This is a genomic window from Psychrobacter sp. AOP3-A1-26 (assembly GCF_052378235.1).
Taxonomy (GTDB): domain Bacteria; phylum Pseudomonadota; class Gammaproteobacteria; order Pseudomonadales; family Moraxellaceae; genus Psychrobacter.
Genome location: NZ_JBQSXN010000031.1, coordinates 1 through 18,370 on the forward strand (window position 1 = coordinate 1; position 18,370 = coordinate 18,370).

Below are 18,370 nucleotides of genomic sequence, written 5' to 3' on the forward strand. Positions count from 1 at the left end.
GTACGCTAAACTAAAATGGCGACAGTGCTGTTATTGATAAAAACACGTGACTCTTAAAGGTTATATAAATAGGGGTTATTTAGATAGGGGCTATATAACCCCTAGGTAAATACACAAAATAGTTGGTATTAAGGAGAGGTCATAATGTCTATTACAACCAATAAGTATGGTGGTTTAGCACAACAACTTATCAATGAAGGTGTTGTCAGCGAAGCGAACATGAAAACCGCGCAAACCGAGTCGCAGCAGCAAAAAATAGGGCTGGTACCATACTTAGTAGACAATAAGATGGCCAAAGCCTCACAACTGGCTCAGATGCTGTCACAAGCCTTTGGCGACCCTCTTTTCGACCTTGATGCATTAAACCTCAATGTTATCCCAAAAGACTTAGTCGACGAAAAAATCGTTCGTAAATTTAATGCTTTGCCAATTTTTAAGCGCGGTCAGCGCTTATTTGTCGCTCTAAGTGATCCGACACGTATAGATGCCATTGATGCGATTGCTTTTAATTCCCGCCTATCTATTGAAACGGTTGTCGTCGAAGAAGATAAGCTCAAAAAGCACATCGAAAGTCTTTACGCCGACACCATGCAAAGTTTTGATAGTTTCTCTGACGGTGACTTCAACGTTGGCTTGGAAGACGGCGAAGAAGCCGATGAAGAAGGTGAAACTAAGCTTACCGATAGTGTAGAAGAAGCACCAGTCGTCAAATTCGTCAATAAAATGCTGGTCGATGCCATACGTATGGGCGCCTCTGATTTGCATTTTGAGCCCTATGAAAAAACCTATCGCGTTCGCTTTCGGGTCGACGGGGTGATGCAAAAAATGGCCAACCCGCCCGTACAACTTGCAGGGAAAATCGCAGCGCGTTTAAAAGTGATGTCACAAATGGATATCTCAGAGCGCCGTGTCCCGCAAGATGGACGTATCAAACTGAAGTTATCCAAAGATAAAGCCATCGATTTTCGGGTTAGCTGCTTGCCTACCCTATTTGGGGAAAAGCTGGTCCTACGTATCCTAGATCCATCATCGGCGATGCTCGGCATTGAAGCACTCGGTTATGAGCCTGATCAAAAAGAGATGTTTTTAGAAGCGCTACACAAACCACAAGGTATGCTACTGATTACGGGTCCAACAGGTTCTGGTAAAACCGTATCGTTATATACGGGTATCAATATACTTAACACGGGTGATACTAATATCTCAACCGCTGAAGACCCAGTTGAGATTAACCTTGAAGGGATCAATCAGGTCAACGTCAACCCGAAAGTGGGACTGAATTTTTCCACTGCTCTTAAGTCATTTTTACGCCAAGATCCTGATATCGTGATGGTTGGTGAGATTCGTGACCTTGAAACCGCTGAAATTGCGATAAAGGCGGCGCAGACAGGACATATGGTGCTGTCAACCCTACACACCAACTCCGCACCTGAAACCTTGACGCGTTTGCGTAATATGGGCGTGGCTTCCTTTAACATCGCAACGTCAGTGAATTTGGTCATTGCCCAGCGGCTAGCGCGGCGTTTATGCAAAAACTGTAAAAAACCGATTACCATCCCACGACAAAGTCTGCTTGAGCTTGGTTTCACCGATGCCGACTTAGACAATCCAGATAATATCATTCATGAGCCAGTAGGCTGTAATGAATGCCGTGAAGGTTATAAAGGGCGTGTGGGTATCTACGAGGTGATGAAAGTCAATTCAGATATTTCACGAATTATTATGGAAGACGGAAACGCCATAGATATCAAAGATGCGGCTCTCAAAAATGGCTTTCGAGACCTACGTCGCTCTGGTATTTTGAAAGTGTTGCAAGGCGTGACCAGTATTCAAGAAATGATGCGTGTCACCTCCGAATAATATCTTCTAAACCGTCAGGCGCCTTATTATTATAAGCCAGCAATAACCATTGCTGAACAGAATTAAAAATAAAACAGATGGACACTGGTTTTTTGCGCTAAAATAGAGTAACCCAGCTATTATTAGCTAGGCATTATTTATATACTTGCAATATCTAATTAGATAATTTTTGAGGGTAGTCACATGGCAAAAGCTAAGACCGATATGTTGTTAGACTTTGTCTATGATGGGGTGAACCGCCGCGGACAAAAAGTGAAGGGTGAAACCACCAGTCGTAGTTTGGAGCTGGCGAAAGCCACTCTACGCAAGCAAGGTATTACGGTCAAAGGCATCAAGAAAAAACCAAAGCCCTTATATACCTTTAAAAAATCTATTAAGCCTATTGATATTGCTATTTTTGCCCGTCAATTGGCAACCATGATGAAAGCAGGCGTACCATTGACACAGTCCTTTGAGATTGTTGCTGATTCTCTTGATAACCCTAGTATGAAAGAGCTAGTTTTGCAAATAAAAGCGGATATTGAAGCCGGTGGCACCTTTGCGTCGGCATTACGTAAGCATCCACGCTATTTTGACGATCTCTTTTGCTCTCTTATCGATTCTGGTGAGCAGTCCGGTTCTTTGGAAACCATGCTTGAGCGGGTTGCGACCTATAAAGAGAAAAGCGAATTACTCAAAGCGAAAATTAAAAAAGCCATGAAGTATCCTATAGCGGTCATCGTGGTTGCTATCATTGTCACCATTATTCTACTGGTCAAAGTAGTTCCTGTATTTTCTGGATTATTTGAATCTTTTGGTGCAGAGCTACCTGCTTTTACCCAAATGGTGGTGGGTATGTCTGAGTGGATGCAGGCATGGTGGTTCCTTTTACTTATTATTATTGGCGGCACTATTATTGGTTTTTCAGAAGCCAAAAAGCGCTCTAAGAAATTTCGCGATTTTTTAGACCGTGCTGCGCTAAAAGCCCCAATTTTTGGCAACATTGCTTATCAAGCGGTCATTGCCCGTTTTGCTCGTACGCTGTCTACGACTTTTGCCGCTGGCGTACCGCTTATTGATGCTTTGGATTCTACGGCTGGTGCAGCAAATAATGTGGTGTTTTATAACGCGATTCAGCAAATTAAAAACGACGTCGCTACCGGTCAACAATTACAGTTTTCTATACGCTCAACCAATTTATTCCCCAGCATGGCTATTCAAATGGTCGGTATCGGCGAAGAATCTGGTAGTTTGGAAGAAATGTTAGATAAGGTGGCCGTCTATTACGAAAACGAAGTCGATAACGCCGTCGATGGTCTGACCAGCTTGATGGAACCGCTAATTATGGCGGTATTAGGGGTCTTAATCGGTGGCTTGGTCATTGCCATGTACTTACCAATCTTCCAGATGGGCTCAGTGGTAGGCTAAAGGCTAATTAAAGGACAGCGATTTGATGCAGTTTATACAGTTATTACAAGAAAATATGGCTATCGCGCTAGCCACATTTGGTCTATTAGGTCTTTGTGTTGGTAGTTTTTTAAATGTGGTGATTCATCGTATTCCACTGATGATGATGGTCGCTTGGCGACAAGAATGTAGCCAGTTCGTATCTGAGCAAACAGACATGCCGCGCGAACATACTGCGCCGCTGGCAGATATTGTCGCCACTGATACACCAATCACCTTAAGTCACCCAGCCTCGCGCTGTCCGCACTGTGGACATAAAATTAAATGGTACGAAAACATACCTTTAATCAGCTGGATGGCACTACGCGGACGCTGCTCAGACTGTAAAGCATTTATAGGGTTACGTTATCCCATCGTTGAACTAGTTACTGCTCTGCTCTCTATATTGGTTATTTATAAATTTGGTGTCAGTGCCGCTGGAATATCTGCATTAGTGTTGGTATGGACCCTCGTGGCCTTAACCGGTATTGATTTTGATACCCAATTGCTGCCCGACCGTCTAACCTTTCCATTAGCAGGGCTAGGACTGGCTGTAAACTCACAAGGCTGGTTTGTCACACCAACCCAATCGATTTGGGGCTTACTATTTGGCTTCTTGTCTTTATGGATAGTGGTCAAGGTGTTTTATTTAATCACTAAGAAACACGGTATGGGTCAAGGAGATTTTAAATTATTAGCAGTACTGGGGGCTTGGCTTGGCCCTTTGATGCTACCACTAATTATTCTATTGTCATCTTTACTTGGCTCGATCGTTGGAATCATTCTCATGAAAAAACAGGGCGAGAGCCAGCCTTTTGCCTTTGGTCCTTATATCGCCATTGCTGGTATCGTGGCTTTATTATACGGGTCAGATATCGTCAGCTGGTATCTTGGTATGTACACATAGACAGTAACTATTCTTAATAGTTACTGTTAACCTTTAACAACCAATGTCACTAATACTACTAATGTCACCGCAACTGCAAGGCTATAGTCAAAAAACTTAAAATGACTACAGTGCTACTGTTCATCGACTACATTATCCTTTTATCCGTCAGATAAGTCCTTATTATGTCAAAATCTATAGAAACACGCTCACCTTATTCGCATCAACCACAAACACCTGAGCCTAGAAGTAAAACTTTAGTCGTGGGTTTGACCGGAGGTATCGGTAGCGGAAAATCTGCTGCCAGCGACTGGTTTGCCCAGCAAGGGATTAATATTATTGATGCGGATATTATCGCCCATGAAGTGGTGGCTAAAGGCAGCGCTACTCTGCGCAAAATTCAAAGAAAATTTGGTGATTGGGTGTTAAATGCCAATGGAGGGATGGACCGCGCCGCTGTGCGGACGCATGTGTTTGCCCATCCTGAAGCGCTCATTGAGCTTGAGTCAATCACCCATCCAGCGATACGCGAAGCCGCTAAAATACAATTAGCACAGAGTACGTCATCTTATGTGGTGTTGTCAGCGCCTTTGCTGATTGAAGCCGCAGAAGCTGGGCTAGCCAACTTATGCCAGCGTATATTGGTCATCGATGCGGCTGAAGACACGCAGCTTGCGCGTGCCAGTCAGCGTGATGAGCAAAGCGTGCAGAAAATCAAAGCGATTATGGTCAATCAGCTGAGCCGTGAAGAACGTAACCGTCATGCTGATGATGTGGTGTTAAATGAAAGTGATCTTACGGCTCTATATTTACAACTAGAACCGCTGCATCAAGACTACATCACGCTTGCCCAGCAGCTAAAGTTCGCTGCCGATTGATCTCGTATAAAGCCATACCAGTGGCCACGCTCACATTTAAGCTTTGTAAGTTACCATGCTCATTGCCTGACATCGGAATATAAACTAGCTCATCACAGCTTTCTGTAGTCAGGCGGCGCATTCCCTCGCCTTCCGACCCCATAATAATGGCAGTCTTGCCAGTCAAGTCTGCTGCATGTATTGGTTTAGCGTCAGCATTGAGCGCGGTACCAAACACAAATACCCCAGCATTTTTAATCTTTGCCAGCGTGCGTGCCAAATTGGTCACGCTAACAATGGGCATCATCTCTGCTGCGCCCACTGATACCTTGGCAACGGTCGGGGTAAGGCTTGCCGCATGATGCTTTGGACAAATAACGGCATCGACACCCATTGCCACAGCGGTACGCAAGCACGCACCGAAGTTATGCGCGTCGGTGATTTGATCTAAAACCAATAATAAGCACTGCTCACGACCAGCAAGCGTATCAAGCAAACCTTCATCAGCGAAACCTAGCGGACGCGCATTAAGCACCACGCCTTGGTGTTGCGGGCTGCCACAAAGCTGGGTGAGCTTGTCTTTTTGGGTTGGTTGAATGCTGATTCCGTTAGCGCTTGCTTGCGCCATGATAGTCTGTACATGGCTGTCACTCTCGCGTCCCTGCTGCACAAATAGGCTCAGCCCATCGAGAGGACGGTGTTCGAGTAAAGCATCAATCGCGTGAATGCCATAGAAATAGGTTGGTTTTGCCATAATAGGCCTATTGATTATAAAGTGGGTATCGCACTATTTTGATAAAAACCATGCGATAAAAAGACAGGTCTGTAATTGTAGCAACTAATACACATTTTCATATAAGTAATAGCACTAAAAAAAGAAAAACCTTACCAATACGATAAGGTTATTACTTTTGAAGGATAGAGTTGCTGTTTGAAGGCTTGGGTTTTTGGCGTTATCTATCATCTAACGACACGTCCAACAGTGCTCTCTTTCAGCAGTATTAGCCTTCTAAGTGACAGACATACTGTACGATTTCTTCTGTCCGCAAATTAAAACCACTATTGCCTTCGACAACAAACGATTGTCCCGCACGGTAATAGCTAAATTCTTCATCACCATTTATTTTGACTTCACACTCACCGCTGATGATTTCGATACGCTCAGAAGTATTGGTACTAAAATGATAATGCTCGACCAAATTGTCGCAAGGCAAAATCACTCCTAACGTCTTATGGCGACCGTCCTCAAACATAATGGTATGGCTCGAGCAACGACCATCGTAAGATACCGTGGCTTGAGCATTGACTGTTACATTGGTAAATTGCGCCGCTGTCATAGTGGCTTCCTTATCAAATAATTATTGCAAAACTAAAAAATAAGTAACTGGATTAAGTACAACTAAAATGCGAATACTTCTAGAATGCTTACTCTAAATACTACATATTTTGATATTCGACGTCTGTGTTTCTGCTATAGGAACATTCTAGTATAATGATGAAAGTGCTTATCCCTGCCGTTATACGCTGTTTAATTTTATGATGAAAAATGATTGTCATGCAACATCGTGCATAAAACTTAGCACCGCGCCTAAAACTTAGTAGCAAGAGTTTATCATTATGTGAGATTATGCTACCACATTATATCTATAAAGTTTGTTAAAGCGGCTATCAAAGTTCCGCTCATTATTAAAATAGTGATTGATATAGTCAATCCAATTTAAAACAATTCATGCCAGCAGAGCGCTATTTTTCACGCACCTCTTTTATAGTAGACTGGCTATATGACTGATTAGCTTTAAAATTTGTATTTAAGACTTTTTGCTACCATAATATTTAGTAGTATTAACCGAACACTTTCATTCCTTTATTTACTCTATTTTTCAATTTAATTGGCTTAGAGATGACTTCTTAGCATTGTATTATATGCAGGATTCATTGTCTGTCATGAGAGGCGTTGATGCTAGTATCTTTAACTTTACATCAGTTTGCACTGATCGCTCAGCACGAGCTTAGTGTGGCTGAAGGCTTCAATGTCATCACTGGTGAGACGGGTGCTGGCAAATCGCTGCTATTAGACGCACTATCCTTATGTGCCGGTGAGCGCGCCGACAGTGCGATGGTCAGACATGGTGCCACGCACGCAGATATTTATGCGCAGTTTGATGTACAAGATAACAGCGTCGTTGCCGATTGGTTCGCCAAAAATGACCGCGCGCTAGACGAGCCAGAAGTATTAATTCGCCGCCAACTGAGTAATACCGGACGCTCAAAATCATGGCTAAATGGCTCTCCTGTCAGCTTGGCTGAGCTAAAAAACTTGGGGTCGTTATTGGTCAATATTCATAGTCAGCATGCTCAGCAGGCCTTGCTTAAGCCGCAGTTTGTGGTGCAATGGCTAGATGAAATGGCGCAGATAACACCGCTAGCGGCAAAAACAACAAGCAGCTATCAAACTTATCAGCAGCTCAAACGCCAAGCTGATGATATTGCTAGTCGTGAGGCACAGCGCCAAGACCGTATCCAACTGTTGCAAAGCCAATTGGCCGATATCGCGCCGCTATTGGCGGTTGATTATGCAGAAATAGAAGCGGAGCATGAAGAGCTGTCTAACATAGAAGCCTTAATGCAAGAGGCCAGTCACGGTCTGCATTTGCTCGATAATGATACCGATGAGCCAGATGTTATGACCTTATTGGGGCAAGCAATTAAACTCTGCGATAATCAAGTCAGCGTTAGCCAAACCTTTGAGCAAGCCTCTGAACAGCTGCATTTGGCGCAGCAGCAAATCACTGAAGTGACGGGCTTGTTGTCAGATTATGCTGAACAGCAATTGCCTGACCCTGAGCGTCTGCAAACATTAGACAGTTTAATCAGTTTGGGCCATCGTTTATCACGTAAGCATGGCCTGCCCGCTAGCGATTTGCTTGAAGAAGCAAAGGGTTGGGAGATGCAATTAGAGCAACTAGAAAATGAGCCAAGCAGTGATGTAATGGCGGCACAAATTGAACAAGCATGGCAAGATTATCTAACGCTCGCGACTAAGCTACATAAAGCGCGCACTAAAGCGGCGCCAATTGTCAGCAAGCAACTGATTAAGCAATTACAACCGCTCGCCTTACCCAATGCGCGCTGTGAGTTTGTCTTTAACAAAAAAGCCGATTCTAGCCAATATAATGGGCAAGGTTGCTTTGATATTGATTTATTATTTAGCGCCAATGTGGGTATGCCGATGCAGCCACTACACAAAACTGCCTCGGGCGGTGAGCTGTCGCGCATGGCACTGGTGATGCAAGTCCTGCAAGCAACCAATGCTGATAATAATGCCGCCAAACCCATGCTGGTATTTGACGAAGTCGATGTTGGTATTAGCGGCGGTACGGCACAAGTCGTCGGTGAGCTACTGCGCGCACTGGGACAAACGCAGCAATTGCTGGCCATTACCCACCAAGCACAAGTCGCGGCACAAGCACACCAGCATATTTTGGTACAAAAACATCATGACCAGCAAACCGAAAGTGAGCTGTTAATCCTCACCGATAGCGCGCAAGTCGATGAGCTGGCACGCATGTCTGGCGGCGTAAAAATCACTGACGTCACCCGTGACCACGCCCGTAGCTTATTGTCCGATGTTAAGTAAAAACCGCTTATCTACACTAAGTATCTAATAATGGCTAAATATTTGCTTTAGTTGATTTTTTACCCATTAACGCCATATAGTGGTCTCCCACCTTTATTAGTAGGTTACGTTTGTCTCTATGTCTAAAGCCAATTTGACCCATCATTTCTTAATTGCAGCGCCAGAGCTGTCAGACCCTAGGTTTGAGCAGGCGCTAATTTATATCTGCCGACACGATAAACACGGTGCGCTTGGTCTCATGGTCAATCGTCCGCTGGAACAAACTCGGGTGGGAAAATTACTAGAGGATTTAGACATTGAGGTTACCGATCCGCAAGTGATGGATGACTTGCCGTTAGAAGGTGGCCCTATGTATCCTGAAGTGGGCTTTGTGCTGCATACCGGACAACCTCAGTGGGCGTCTTCTTTTGCCATTTCAGAAAACGTTTGTATCACCACTAGCCAAGATATCCTCAAACGCATCGCTGATGGTCAAGGTGTTGGACACTATCAGCTGTGCTTGGGCCATGCCAGTTGGGGCAAAAAACAGTTAGAGACTGAGCTTGATAACGGTGACTGGTTAGTGTGTCCCGCTGATCTGAATTTGTTGTTTGATACGCCATTTGAACAGCGCTGGCAAATAGCCGCTGATAAGATTGGGGTTAATTTTGACTATCTTAGCAGCGATATTGGTCATGCTTAGGGTGTGTTGAACATTCACAAATATATTGGTGATGAGCGCAAAAAGTATCATCTAGGTTAAAGCCATTAAGTTAAAAAAAATGGTGTTCAATAGAAATAGGAAGCACGCATCATTATGGTAGATTCTGAAACTAGCATTGCAACGGCAACTGCTGACACTGCTACAGTAGAGCCAACCGTTAAGCCGCACCTCATACTAGCACTCGATTACGGGGTCAAAAAAATGGGCATGGCGCTTGGAAACACCATTACCGAAACCGCGCGTGCCTTCGATATTTTAGCGATGAATAATGGTCAGCCTGATTGGGACAATTTATTAGGTATCATCAAGATTTGGGGTGTGGCAAAGGTGGTAGTTGGACTACCGCTCAATATGGACGGTAGCAGCTCAATGCTCTCAAAGCGTGCGCACAAATTTGCGCGGCGTCTAGCACATAGAGTCATGGAGCAGCGTTTACCAGTGACAGTGACTCTATGTGATGAGCGCTTAACATCCGTTGCTGCGCGGGAAATAGCCTGGGAAAATGGCTGGATTAAAAATGAGCGCGACCCGATTGATGACATCTCCGCCTGTATTTTGATGTCGACTTATTTTGCTGATCCTAATAGTAGTATCGCAATCGACGCTATCAAAGCCAATTAATTGCGCGACCGCTTGATTTTCAACATTCCGCCAACTTCTGCTAGACCCTCTAAACGGATAAGCGACTGAATTATTATGACCACTGTCTCAGACCAATCCTTAAAAAATAACTCGCGACATGGTTTTGCGCCGCTGGCCATCGCCCGTATCAAGGGCGCTCAGCGTGCCAATAAAATTGCCATTTACCTCATTTATGCCGCCATTATTGCTTTTATGGTCTTTGGCACCATTGCTAGTATAAAAGCTTTTCATGACAATCAGTTGCTGTATCGTTTGTTCTTTAATCTGCCCTACGCGCTGATTGCGCTGACCATTCCGCTAACGCTCTATGATGCGTTTATTATCTATCGCTATCGCCTCAATCAATCCTCGATGGTGATAATGACCATTGGCGTCTCAAGCATTATCCTTATCGGTGGGCTGTTATTTGCTGATACGGCTTGGTTAGGATTGGCATCGTGGCTTGGCGTGGCGTTTTTATTCAAAGTGAGCTTTAAACGTTTTTTTAATTTTTTGGAAGTGGCAGACTTGCCTGACACTGATGAAAAAACAGATGAAAAACAAGAAACAACCACTGATCCAGAAAACACCCCTTTATAGCAACATAAAAAACAATGCACAGCGACCACACTTATCTCTTAGGTTAAGAAAATTAATATTATGACCACTTCAATATCCGACACCACTATCCAACATCATTTAGACACTCAAGGACTGATTTGTCCTGAGCCAGTGATGATGCTGCATCGAACCATTCGTAAAGCAGAAAGCGGCGAAGTAGTTGAAATACTCGCCACCGATCCAGCGACCACTCGTGATATCCCTAATTTTTGTCGTCATTTGGGTCATGAACTATTGAATCAAGAAGTGATTGCTGAAAATGTGAGCTTACGTTCCGATCCGGAAGAAATAACCATTGCTAGCGACGATGATGGGCCCACAAGCGCCACGCTTTATCGTTACTTGGTTAAGAAAAAAAGCGCTTAGGGGCTGTATAGAAATCAGCGCTTAATAGTTTAAAAATATTTTTGCTTTGTAAACAACGTATCACTCACAGAAGGTAAGCCGCGTGTTATCAACAGAAAAGCAGTATGTACAATGGTTTGAGGATGAAACTTTGCATAGCGCCCGCTGGCTGTCTGAGAGCAATCATGCGCCGCCTGCGCGTATCGTTTTAGTCGATGACAAAACGACCGCAGATGAAGCCTATCGCTTGGCTTGCGAAGGTACATCACTGCTGTGGCGCGGTGACTTTCATAATGCAAAACAACTGCTACAAGCCCTCAATCGACGTATCGATCGTACTAATGAACGTTCTGAACAGCGCAAAATAAAAAAAGCCGCTAATAAGTCTACGGCCGATAAGTTGGTCACCCCCGAAGCCATACCTAACTTATTTCATCAGCAACGCCAAACCCAAGCCCAACGTTCGCGCATATTAAGTCGTTTATTATTAGAGCTTGAGACTGGTTATGTCAGTAAGCTACGTCGCGCCCCCGATGTCAGTGCCGCTTGTATGGCAGCTTTTGGCCAGTTGGATGAATCTTGCTTGCTTTCGTTCCGTGACCTGCAAGGGGCGTTAGGCGCAGCGCAGTGGCGCGAAAAAGGCGTACCGATTGAGAGTTTAGGTCTATCGATTTTTCCACATTATGGGGTCTTTGCGCCAACACGTCACGAGTATGTGCAGTTGTTGCTCGATGCACCGCTGCCAGATACTTGTGATGTTGCCTTTGATATTGGTACTGGAACAGGTTTGCTGGCAGTTATCTTAGCGCAGCGCGGTGTGCAACAGATCATTGCGACAGACTTAAATCCGCGTGCGTTAGCCTGCGCCAGCGAGAACTTTGTGCGTTTGGAGTTATCTGCCGTACAGTTACAGCAAGCAGATTTGTTTCCAAATGATGCGCCGCTAGCCAATTTAATAGTTTGTAATCCACCTTGGTTGCCCGCTAAGCCAAGCTCGCCATTAGAGTACGCCGTCTATGACGCTAAGAGCACGATGTTGCGCGGGTTGTTGCAAGGTACAAAGCAGCATTTAGCCGAGCAGGGAGAAGTCTGGTTGATTCTGTCAGATTTAGCAGAACATTTGCAGCTGCGCAGCCGTGATGAGTTATTGGGCTGGTTTGCAGATGCTGGTTTAGCAGTCAAATACCGTCTCGATACCACCCCTAAGCATGGTCGTAGCCAAGATAATACTGATCCGCTATTTGCGGCGCGTAGTTTGGAAATCACTTCGTTATGGTGTCTAGAACGTGTTTAATATTCAACCACCGAGTATTATATTATGAGCCGCGACCGTGCCGTACAGCAGCGCCAACCAAAAGCGTTAGCCGTTGATGACGAGCCAACTTATATCACTGAGTTTCGTCAAGCCATGCTCTCGCGTGGTCTGGCAACGCGCACCCGCAATGCTTATGTCCGTGATCTGCGTTCTTGCGAGCTGACCAATCCTATCGCCCTGACACGTTGGCAGCCTGATGACGTGCTGCACTGCCTATCAACGCTTACCGTCGAAGGCAAAACCCCACGTACCCAAGCACGTATGCTCTCAAGCTTGCGCCAGTTTTACCTATGGATGATCGCCAGTAACCTGCGTGAAGACAATCCTTGCGAGCGCATCAAAAGCCCAAAGCTTGGTCGCCCATTACCAAAGGATTTAAGCGAAGGCGATGTCGATAACCTCCTTGCTGCACCTGATACCAGCACCGCGCTTGGATTACGTGATAAAGCCATGCTAGAAGTGTTGTATGCTTGCGGTCTGCGTGTCAGCGAGCTGATTAATCTATCGCTTGAGCAGGTGAATCTCAATTCAGGCTGGCTACAAATCACCGGTAAAGGTAATAAAACGCGATTGGTGCCTTTAGGTGAATACGCAGCAGACGCGCTGGAAGATTATCTAACCCATGGACGTGTGGATTTGATTGCACATTTAAAAGCAGGAAATTGCCAAGCAGTATTTTTGACCGCGCAAGGCGGCTATATGACGCGACAAAACTTTTGGTATTTATTAAAAAAATACGCCAAAATTGCCAGTATTGATAAAGAATTGTCGCCGCATACCCTGCGTCATGCTTTTGCCACGCATCTACTCAATCATGGCGCAGATTTACGTAGTGTGCAGCTATTACTTGGCCATAGCGATTTATCGACGACACAGATTTATACCCACGTAGCGACAGCGAGATTGCAAAAATTGCATGCAGAACACCATCCAAGGGGTTAAGTTGTTAGTGCGCGAGAATCACCACACTCGAGAACTACCTCACTGGAAATAAAAAACATCTATAGTTAAAATACTTTAAAAACACTACGATACTGCGGGTATAGTTTTTTTGCAGCCTCTGTCTGCGTAGGCACAGCAAGCAAGAAAAAACGGTACCTGCAGTACGTGATGTAGCGATATTACTTCTCACTGACTATATTACACCTGAACCAAAGTAAAAGCGGCAGTATTATTAATACTGCCGCTTTTTTATAACTATTAAAAACGTCATCTTATACCATTCACAAAAATTAGAGTAGCAAGGAAAACGAGTGTGACACGGCTAATCGTACTTTTTGGGTTTGGTATTATTTATATTTAAGACAATCGGCCTCATTGCTGATTCACATTTTTATAGTGATAATGATGACAAGCCTGCATATTCTGTGCCTTTTGACAGCACATAACGCTTACTGGTTTCACCATCTGTTAGGAAACCACCAAACGTCTGCGATACAGCGCTAAACAAAATAATACTAACGGCGCTCAGTGCCTCTTCAGCCAGCTCTTCAGTATGCAATAGCTCTTTGGCTTTTTCGACACTAATAACAGCACAGCTTTCGTTGGCACTAAGACGTGGATTGGTGTCTTCATTATAATTTTGATAGCAAAAGGCGATAGACACATATTCATCAGATCCTGATAGCTCAGCAAGATAAGCTTTGTCGATGGTTTTTACCGCTTCAACACACTTCACAGCAGGTTGCTTCTTAAGAGGCTTTAGCCGTCTGCTGTGTACGATATGAATAAACACTTCTTGTGCTGGGTTTGTTTTAGTTTTAATTCTAGACTTCATTTTTTAGCATCCTTTCTTTTTAATGAAAGCTTAGTAATACCATTCACAAAAATTAGAGTAGCAAGGAAAACAAGTGCAAGTGTTACGAGCTGTAGACTAAACGAGTTTGACATAGCTAATCGTAATTTTTGGGTTTGATATAAATTTAAGCTTAGTAAGCTGGTATGCTTCCCAGGATAATGGGAAGTTACTATAACAAACTATAATAAATAGTTGACCAGTGCGTTAGCTTTCTTAGTATTCCATAGCTTCCATAAGTATGCTATAGCTTTAAGACATAAATGCGTAAATGAATCTTTCTAATACGCTGCAACATAGCACTCAAAGGTAAATAAATCTCTACTCCTGACCACAACCACTCTTCCCCACGATACAATTCTAGCAATCGGTAGCTGCAAACCTGCCCTTTTCTCGTTACAATACTCGTCATGATGTGCACACTGTCTGATTGGGCGATGCACCCCCTATTACTTATCCATTATCCGAGAACCCCATGAGCCATAGACCCCCTGCTGACCTATTAGAAAAAGCGCAACATTGGCGCGAAGACATTAACTTTCGTGAAGATGTACTTGGCAAACCATTTGATTTTGCCACCACGTGGGGTATTTTTTCACCGCAAAAGCTTGACGATGGTAGCCTGATGCTACTTGATTATGTGGACTTTCAAGCCGATGATGACTCGATAGATTTAGGCTGTGGTTATGGCGTGCTCGGTATGACGGCGGCGCGTGAATGTCCGAATGGCCGACATACTTTGATTGATAAAGACTTTATGGCAGTAGAATATGCGCGTCTTAATTGTGAAAAAAATGGTCTAAAAAATGTCGATGTACATTTATCCAACGGCTTTAATCAGGTAGCAAAGGACAAAGACTTTAGTCTTGTGATGTCGAACTTGCCAGCCAAAGTGGGTAAAGAGCAGCACTATTTATACTTCCTCGATGCCTATGCACGTATGCGTCAAGGGGGCCGTTTTTATGTGGTAACGATTAATGGCTTACGTCAGTTTATGAAACGCTCGTTTACCGAAGTGTTTGGCAATAGCGAAAAGGTCAAACAAGGCAAGACTTATACCATTACCATGGCGACCAAAGAATAGCTTTTTGAAACCTTAAGTTTTTAAAAGCTAAGCACAAAAAAGCCCACTAAGACATTATCGTTTTGGTGGGCTTTTTTGTGCTTAGCTACTTTTTTACATTTGTCGTTTTAATAAATAGCCACCCAATATCGCACTGGCGATAATCGGTAATATGACCATTAATAACGGTGAAAACCCAGTTGCCAGCGAGACAAAACCAACTAAATCCTGGACGTAGCTAAACAACAAGCCAAATAATAAGGCCACTACGATACGTAAACCCAAGCTATGCGTACGCAGCGAGCCAAAGACGAATGAACAAGCAACAATCACCAGTGATAAGATAGACAATGGCGATAACAGCTTTTGCCAAAATGCCAGCTCATGACCTAAAGAACGGGTACTTTGTTGGCGCATAAACTGACGATGCTCATACAACTGGGTCAATGATAAATCATCCGCCTCACGAGTGAGCAAATACACTGACTCAGGGGCAAAGGGCAGACTTAAGGTATCTGACGGTGAGATGGCTTGGCTACTTTCAAAACCTTGATTGATAGTAAGCTCGGTCATATTATTCAGCTGCCATTCGTAACGATATTGTTCGCTCAGTTTGCTACTGGCAGTATTAATAGGCTCGCGCCCGATATATTGGCCGCCCTCAGCATGAACGGCAGTTTGCAAGCTACCCTTGTTATCTAAGTGCCAACGCTTTACCTGACCGATATTGCCTTGAACATCGGCATAATCGATATATAAGATATCGCTGCCATCTGGTTTTGTACTGCCATCGTTTGACTCTACAAAGCGTGGCTGCACGGTCCAATAACCGCGTACCGATGTCACCAACGAGCTGTTATCCTCATCGTTAATCTCTTTTGCCAATTGATTGGAATGCGGCAACACAAACTGATTAACCATCAATGCCAACAGGACAAAAATTAAAGCTGGCTGCAATACCCAGCCGACGATACGATAGACGCTAACTCCAGCGGCGCGCATCACGACCAACTCGCTGTTATTGGCGAGCAGGCCCAAACCAACCACTGCCCCAAGGAGCGCGCCCGTTGGGATAAATTGCTCTAAAAAATACGGTGAACGATAAAAGATATACTTAATCGCCTCACCCATCGTATAGCTATCATCTAGTGAGTCCAGCTCTGATAAATAAGAGAAAATAAGTTGCAGTGCCCATAAACCAATGACTGCAGCAATAATCGCTAATAAAGCATTGAGTTTCACATAGCGACTAAGCACTTTTAGGTTGGTAGGTTTTGCGGCCAGCTGTATCGGCTTTGGGGACTTGGCAAATAAGGAACGCATTAAGATTGCCCTCCTTGTGAGCCATTGCTTTGATTGTCAGTATTGTTTTGATTATTAGCCACCGCTAAAGGTTCATGCTCTGGTTTGCGAAAACGCAATCGATGCTGCACGCGGCTGCCCCAATTCATATAAAGTGCCAAGGCCATAAACCCTAACACCAACCACGCATAGGCCCAAACGCTCACACTGCCCTTACTCACGGCATTTTTGAGTGAAATAATGCCTAGCGCACAGCTGACAAATAATAAGATAGAAGGAAATAGCCGCAACCAGCGACCTTGACGCGGGCGTACTTGCGCCAGTGGCACTGCCAGCATAGGCGCGATAATCATCAGCCACGGTAGTGCCAAACGATAGCCCAATTCGGCTTGTGTGGCTCGTAGCGTATTTTCACTATTTAACGGCGCATTGCCTGTTGCTGCTTGCCATAACGGACCAATCGCTTGCGTTTCGATATTGGTTTCCGTAATGACTTCTTTGGATGGTTCGGTCAAAGTAATCCGGTAACGATCAAAGCCCACTTGATTGTACTTCAGGCTACCTGCACCGACTTCATAACGTCGCCCTTGAAATAAATCCAACTGGGTCACGCCGCTACTGCCCGTCTCTACTTGCTGAGCACGATTGGCCAGCGTAATGGTGTCTTTACTAATATTCGTATCTATTAGCGCTTTTGGTAGCTCTGGGATATTTAATTGCTCAGCAGTTTGTGGATCGATGTTGTTTTTTACATCGACACCATCATTTTTAGCGGCGTTATCTTTAGAGGTGCTACCTTTTTTGTTTGGCTCAGATTGAATAAGTATCACATCTTGTAGTTGTTTTTTATCATCACTCAAGCTACCCACATACAAATGATAGTTGCCACTACTGATAAACTGATTGGGACGAATTAAATCAAAGGCGCTGGTCAATGCTTGCTGCTGCCAAATACTTTCGGATGAACGTACACCCCACGGTTTCCCAACGATGGATAAAGCCGCCTCTCCGACAAACAGCGCTAATATCAGTGGCGTCATCAAACGGGCAAGCTTGCCACGCGATATACCGCTGGCGTTGATGACTGCCATTTCTTGATCGACATACAGGCGCCCAAACACCAACATCAAGGCAATAAAAAAAGCCAATGGCAAAATCAATTCTAAAAAGTACGGCAAATTATAACCAATGATGGTAAATAATAAGCTGATATCTAGATTGCCTTCCGCTGCAATACCAAAATAACGTATCAAACGGCCGCCCAGCATCATCACCACTAAAAACCCCAAAACCAATGCGGTCGTTGAGGCAACTTGTTGGGTCATGTAGCGGCGTAATATCACAATAGGCACTCTTAAAAAAAGGTTGGTAGTCGCAGGGTTCATCACCGCTTGATTGTCAGACTAAAGACAGAGCTAATGACGACAATTCAATGGTAATAACTGGGTAATAAAGACATCGGGCTATTCATACAAATATAGTTTATTCACTATAAAACAGAGGCCGTGTGGCATAAGTTTTGCGGCGCCTCTGTCTGCGCAGGCACTACAAGCAAGGAAAACTTATGCCAGTAGCACGTGATAATATTTGCACTTATTTTATTTAGGACGGGCTATACTTAAACAGCCGTAAGAACAATGACCACCAACGTACATAAACGTAAAAGTTCCTGCGTCATTTATTAGCTATACCCTATAAATATCAGCGATAAAGATAACCGCTAATCCTAGCATATTTTGCTCTAAAATGGCTGTGAAATGTGTTTGAAAACATTGCGCTCATCTTGCTGACTACACTTTTACTTTATGTACTTTAGAAAGCTTTGTTTGCCCTTCGTATCAGTGGCCCTGTGTCTCCCATATTAGTTGCTAAACTGATAACTCAGCAACATCAGCCTGAATTAGCATAGCCAAGTAATTTGAACATATTACCTAAGCCTT

17 protein-coding genes are annotated in these 18,370 nt (G+C 44.2%); 12 read left to right on the plus strand and 5 right to left on the minus strand.

Annotation, left to right across the window (positions count from 1 at the left end; translation table 11 throughout):
- Positions 1 to 144 precede the first annotated feature (144 nt).
- The 4 genes from pilB (at position 145) to coaE (ending at position 5,049) form a co-directional block, all read left to right on the plus strand.
- Entirely contained in the window at positions 145 to 1,860 is a 1,716-nt protein-coding gene (gene pilB, locus ACT3TU_RS07070) for a type IV-A pilus assembly ATPase PilB (RefSeq protein WP_192529028.1), read from the plus strand.
- A 183-nt stretch (positions 1,861 to 2,043) separates the two neighbouring features.
- Positions 2,044 to 3,267, plus strand: coding sequence for a type II secretion system F family protein (locus ACT3TU_RS07075; RefSeq protein WP_192529029.1), 1,224 nt, complete (start codon positions 2,044 to 2,046; stop codon positions 3,265 to 3,267).
- 25 nt (positions 3,268 to 3,292) lie between these two features.
- Positions 3,293 to 4,192 (plus strand): prepilin peptidase, encoded by a 900-nt coding sequence (locus tag ACT3TU_RS07080; protein ID WP_192529032.1) that lies wholly within the window; start codon positions 3,293 to 3,295, stop codon positions 4,190 to 4,192.
- 164 nt (positions 4,193 to 4,356) lie between these two features.
- Positions 4,357 to 5,049, plus strand: a complete 693-nt coding sequence (coaE, locus tag ACT3TU_RS07085) for a dephospho-CoA kinase (RefSeq protein ID WP_192529030.1) — start codon at positions 4,357 to 4,359, stop codon at positions 5,047 to 5,049.
- Here the strand turns inward: coaE and rlmB are convergent.
- The gene (gene rlmB, locus ACT3TU_RS07090; RefSeq protein WP_192529031.1) at positions 5,012 to 5,782 is read right to left on the minus strand and encodes a 23S rRNA (guanosine(2251)-2'-O)-methyltransferase RlmB; all 771 of its coding nucleotides are present in this window, start codon (positions 5,780 to 5,782) and stop codon (positions 5,012 to 5,014) included. The two genes, coaE and rlmB, sit on opposite strands and share 38 nt — an antisense overlap.
- A 247-nt stretch (positions 5,783 to 6,029) precedes the next feature.
- The gene (ppnP, locus tag ACT3TU_RS07095) at positions 6,030 to 6,365 is read right to left on the minus strand and encodes a pyrimidine/purine nucleoside phosphorylase (RefSeq protein ID WP_192523406.1); all 336 of its coding nucleotides are present in this window, start codon (positions 6,363 to 6,365) and stop codon (positions 6,030 to 6,032) included.
- Positions 6,366 to 6,985: 620 nt separating this feature from the next.
- Between ppnP and recN the strand changes: the two genes are divergently transcribed.
- The 7 genes from recN (at position 6,986) to xerD (ending at position 13,212) form a co-directional block, all read left to right on the plus strand.
- A complete protein-coding gene (gene recN, locus ACT3TU_RS07100; protein WP_192523405.1) occupies positions 6,986 to 8,665 on the plus strand; it encodes a DNA repair protein RecN in 1,680 nt (559 codons plus the stop codon).
- A gap of 118 nt (positions 8,666 to 8,783) precedes the next feature.
- Positions 8,784 to 9,347 (plus strand): YqgE/AlgH family protein, encoded by a 564-nt coding sequence (locus ACT3TU_RS07105; RefSeq protein WP_192523404.1) that lies wholly within the window; start codon positions 8,784 to 8,786, stop codon positions 9,345 to 9,347.
- Positions 9,348 to 9,461: 114 nt separating this feature from the next.
- The gene (gene ruvX / locus ACT3TU_RS07110; RefSeq protein WP_192523403.1) at positions 9,462 to 9,989 is read left to right on the plus strand and encodes a Holliday junction resolvase RuvX; all 528 of its coding nucleotides are present in this window, start codon (positions 9,462 to 9,464) and stop codon (positions 9,987 to 9,989) included.
- A gap of 75 nt (positions 9,990 to 10,064) precedes the next feature.
- Positions 10,065 to 10,589, plus strand: a complete 525-nt coding sequence (locus ACT3TU_RS07115; RefSeq protein ID WP_192523402.1) for a hypothetical protein — start codon at positions 10,065 to 10,067, stop codon at positions 10,587 to 10,589.
- 60 nt (positions 10,590 to 10,649) lie between these two features.
- Positions 10,650 to 10,976, plus strand: coding sequence for a sulfurtransferase TusA (gene tusA / locus ACT3TU_RS07120; protein WP_192523401.1), 327 nt, complete (start codon positions 10,650 to 10,652; stop codon positions 10,974 to 10,976).
- A gap of 82 nt (positions 10,977 to 11,058) precedes the next feature.
- Positions 11,059 to 12,249, plus strand: a complete 1,191-nt coding sequence (locus tag ACT3TU_RS07125; RefSeq protein WP_192523400.1) for a methyltransferase — start codon at positions 11,059 to 11,061, stop codon at positions 12,247 to 12,249.
- 24 nt (positions 12,250 to 12,273) lie between these two features.
- Positions 12,274 to 13,212: a site-specific tyrosine recombinase XerD gene (xerD, locus tag ACT3TU_RS07130; RefSeq protein WP_192523399.1), complete on the plus strand. Its 939-nt coding sequence runs from the start codon at positions 12,274 to 12,276 to the stop codon at positions 13,210 to 13,212.
- Positions 13,213 to 13,603: 391 nt separating this feature from the next.
- Here the strand turns inward: xerD and ACT3TU_RS07135 are convergent, their stop codons facing one another.
- Complete coding sequence (locus ACT3TU_RS07135) at positions 13,604 to 14,047, minus strand: hypothetical protein (RefSeq protein ID WP_192523398.1); 444 nt, start codon at positions 14,045 to 14,047, stop codon at positions 13,604 to 13,606.
- Positions 14,048 to 14,540: 493 nt separating this feature from the next.
- Here ACT3TU_RS07135 and ACT3TU_RS07140 point away from each other — a divergent pair, with 493 nt between their 5' ends.
- The gene (locus ACT3TU_RS07140) at positions 14,541 to 15,149 is read left to right on the plus strand and encodes a class I SAM-dependent methyltransferase (RefSeq protein WP_192523397.1); all 609 of its coding nucleotides are present in this window, start codon (positions 14,541 to 14,543) and stop codon (positions 15,147 to 15,149) included.
- A 93-nt stretch (positions 15,150 to 15,242) separates the two neighbouring features.
- Here ACT3TU_RS07140 and lptG read toward each other — a convergent pair whose 3' ends face one another.
- Positions 15,243 to 16,451 carry an LPS export ABC transporter permease LptG gene (lptG, locus tag ACT3TU_RS07145; RefSeq protein ID WP_192523396.1) on the minus strand — a complete coding sequence of 403 codons (1,209 nt, stop codon included), beginning with the start codon at positions 16,449 to 16,451 and terminating at the stop codon, positions 15,243 to 15,245.
- Entirely contained in the window at positions 16,451 to 17,755 is a 1,305-nt protein-coding gene (locus ACT3TU_RS07150; RefSeq protein WP_192523395.1) for an LPS export ABC transporter permease LptF, read from the minus strand. The genes lptG and ACT3TU_RS07150 overlap by 1 nt, the downstream gene beginning before the upstream one ends.
- Positions 17,756 to 18,370: the final 615 nt, after the last annotated feature.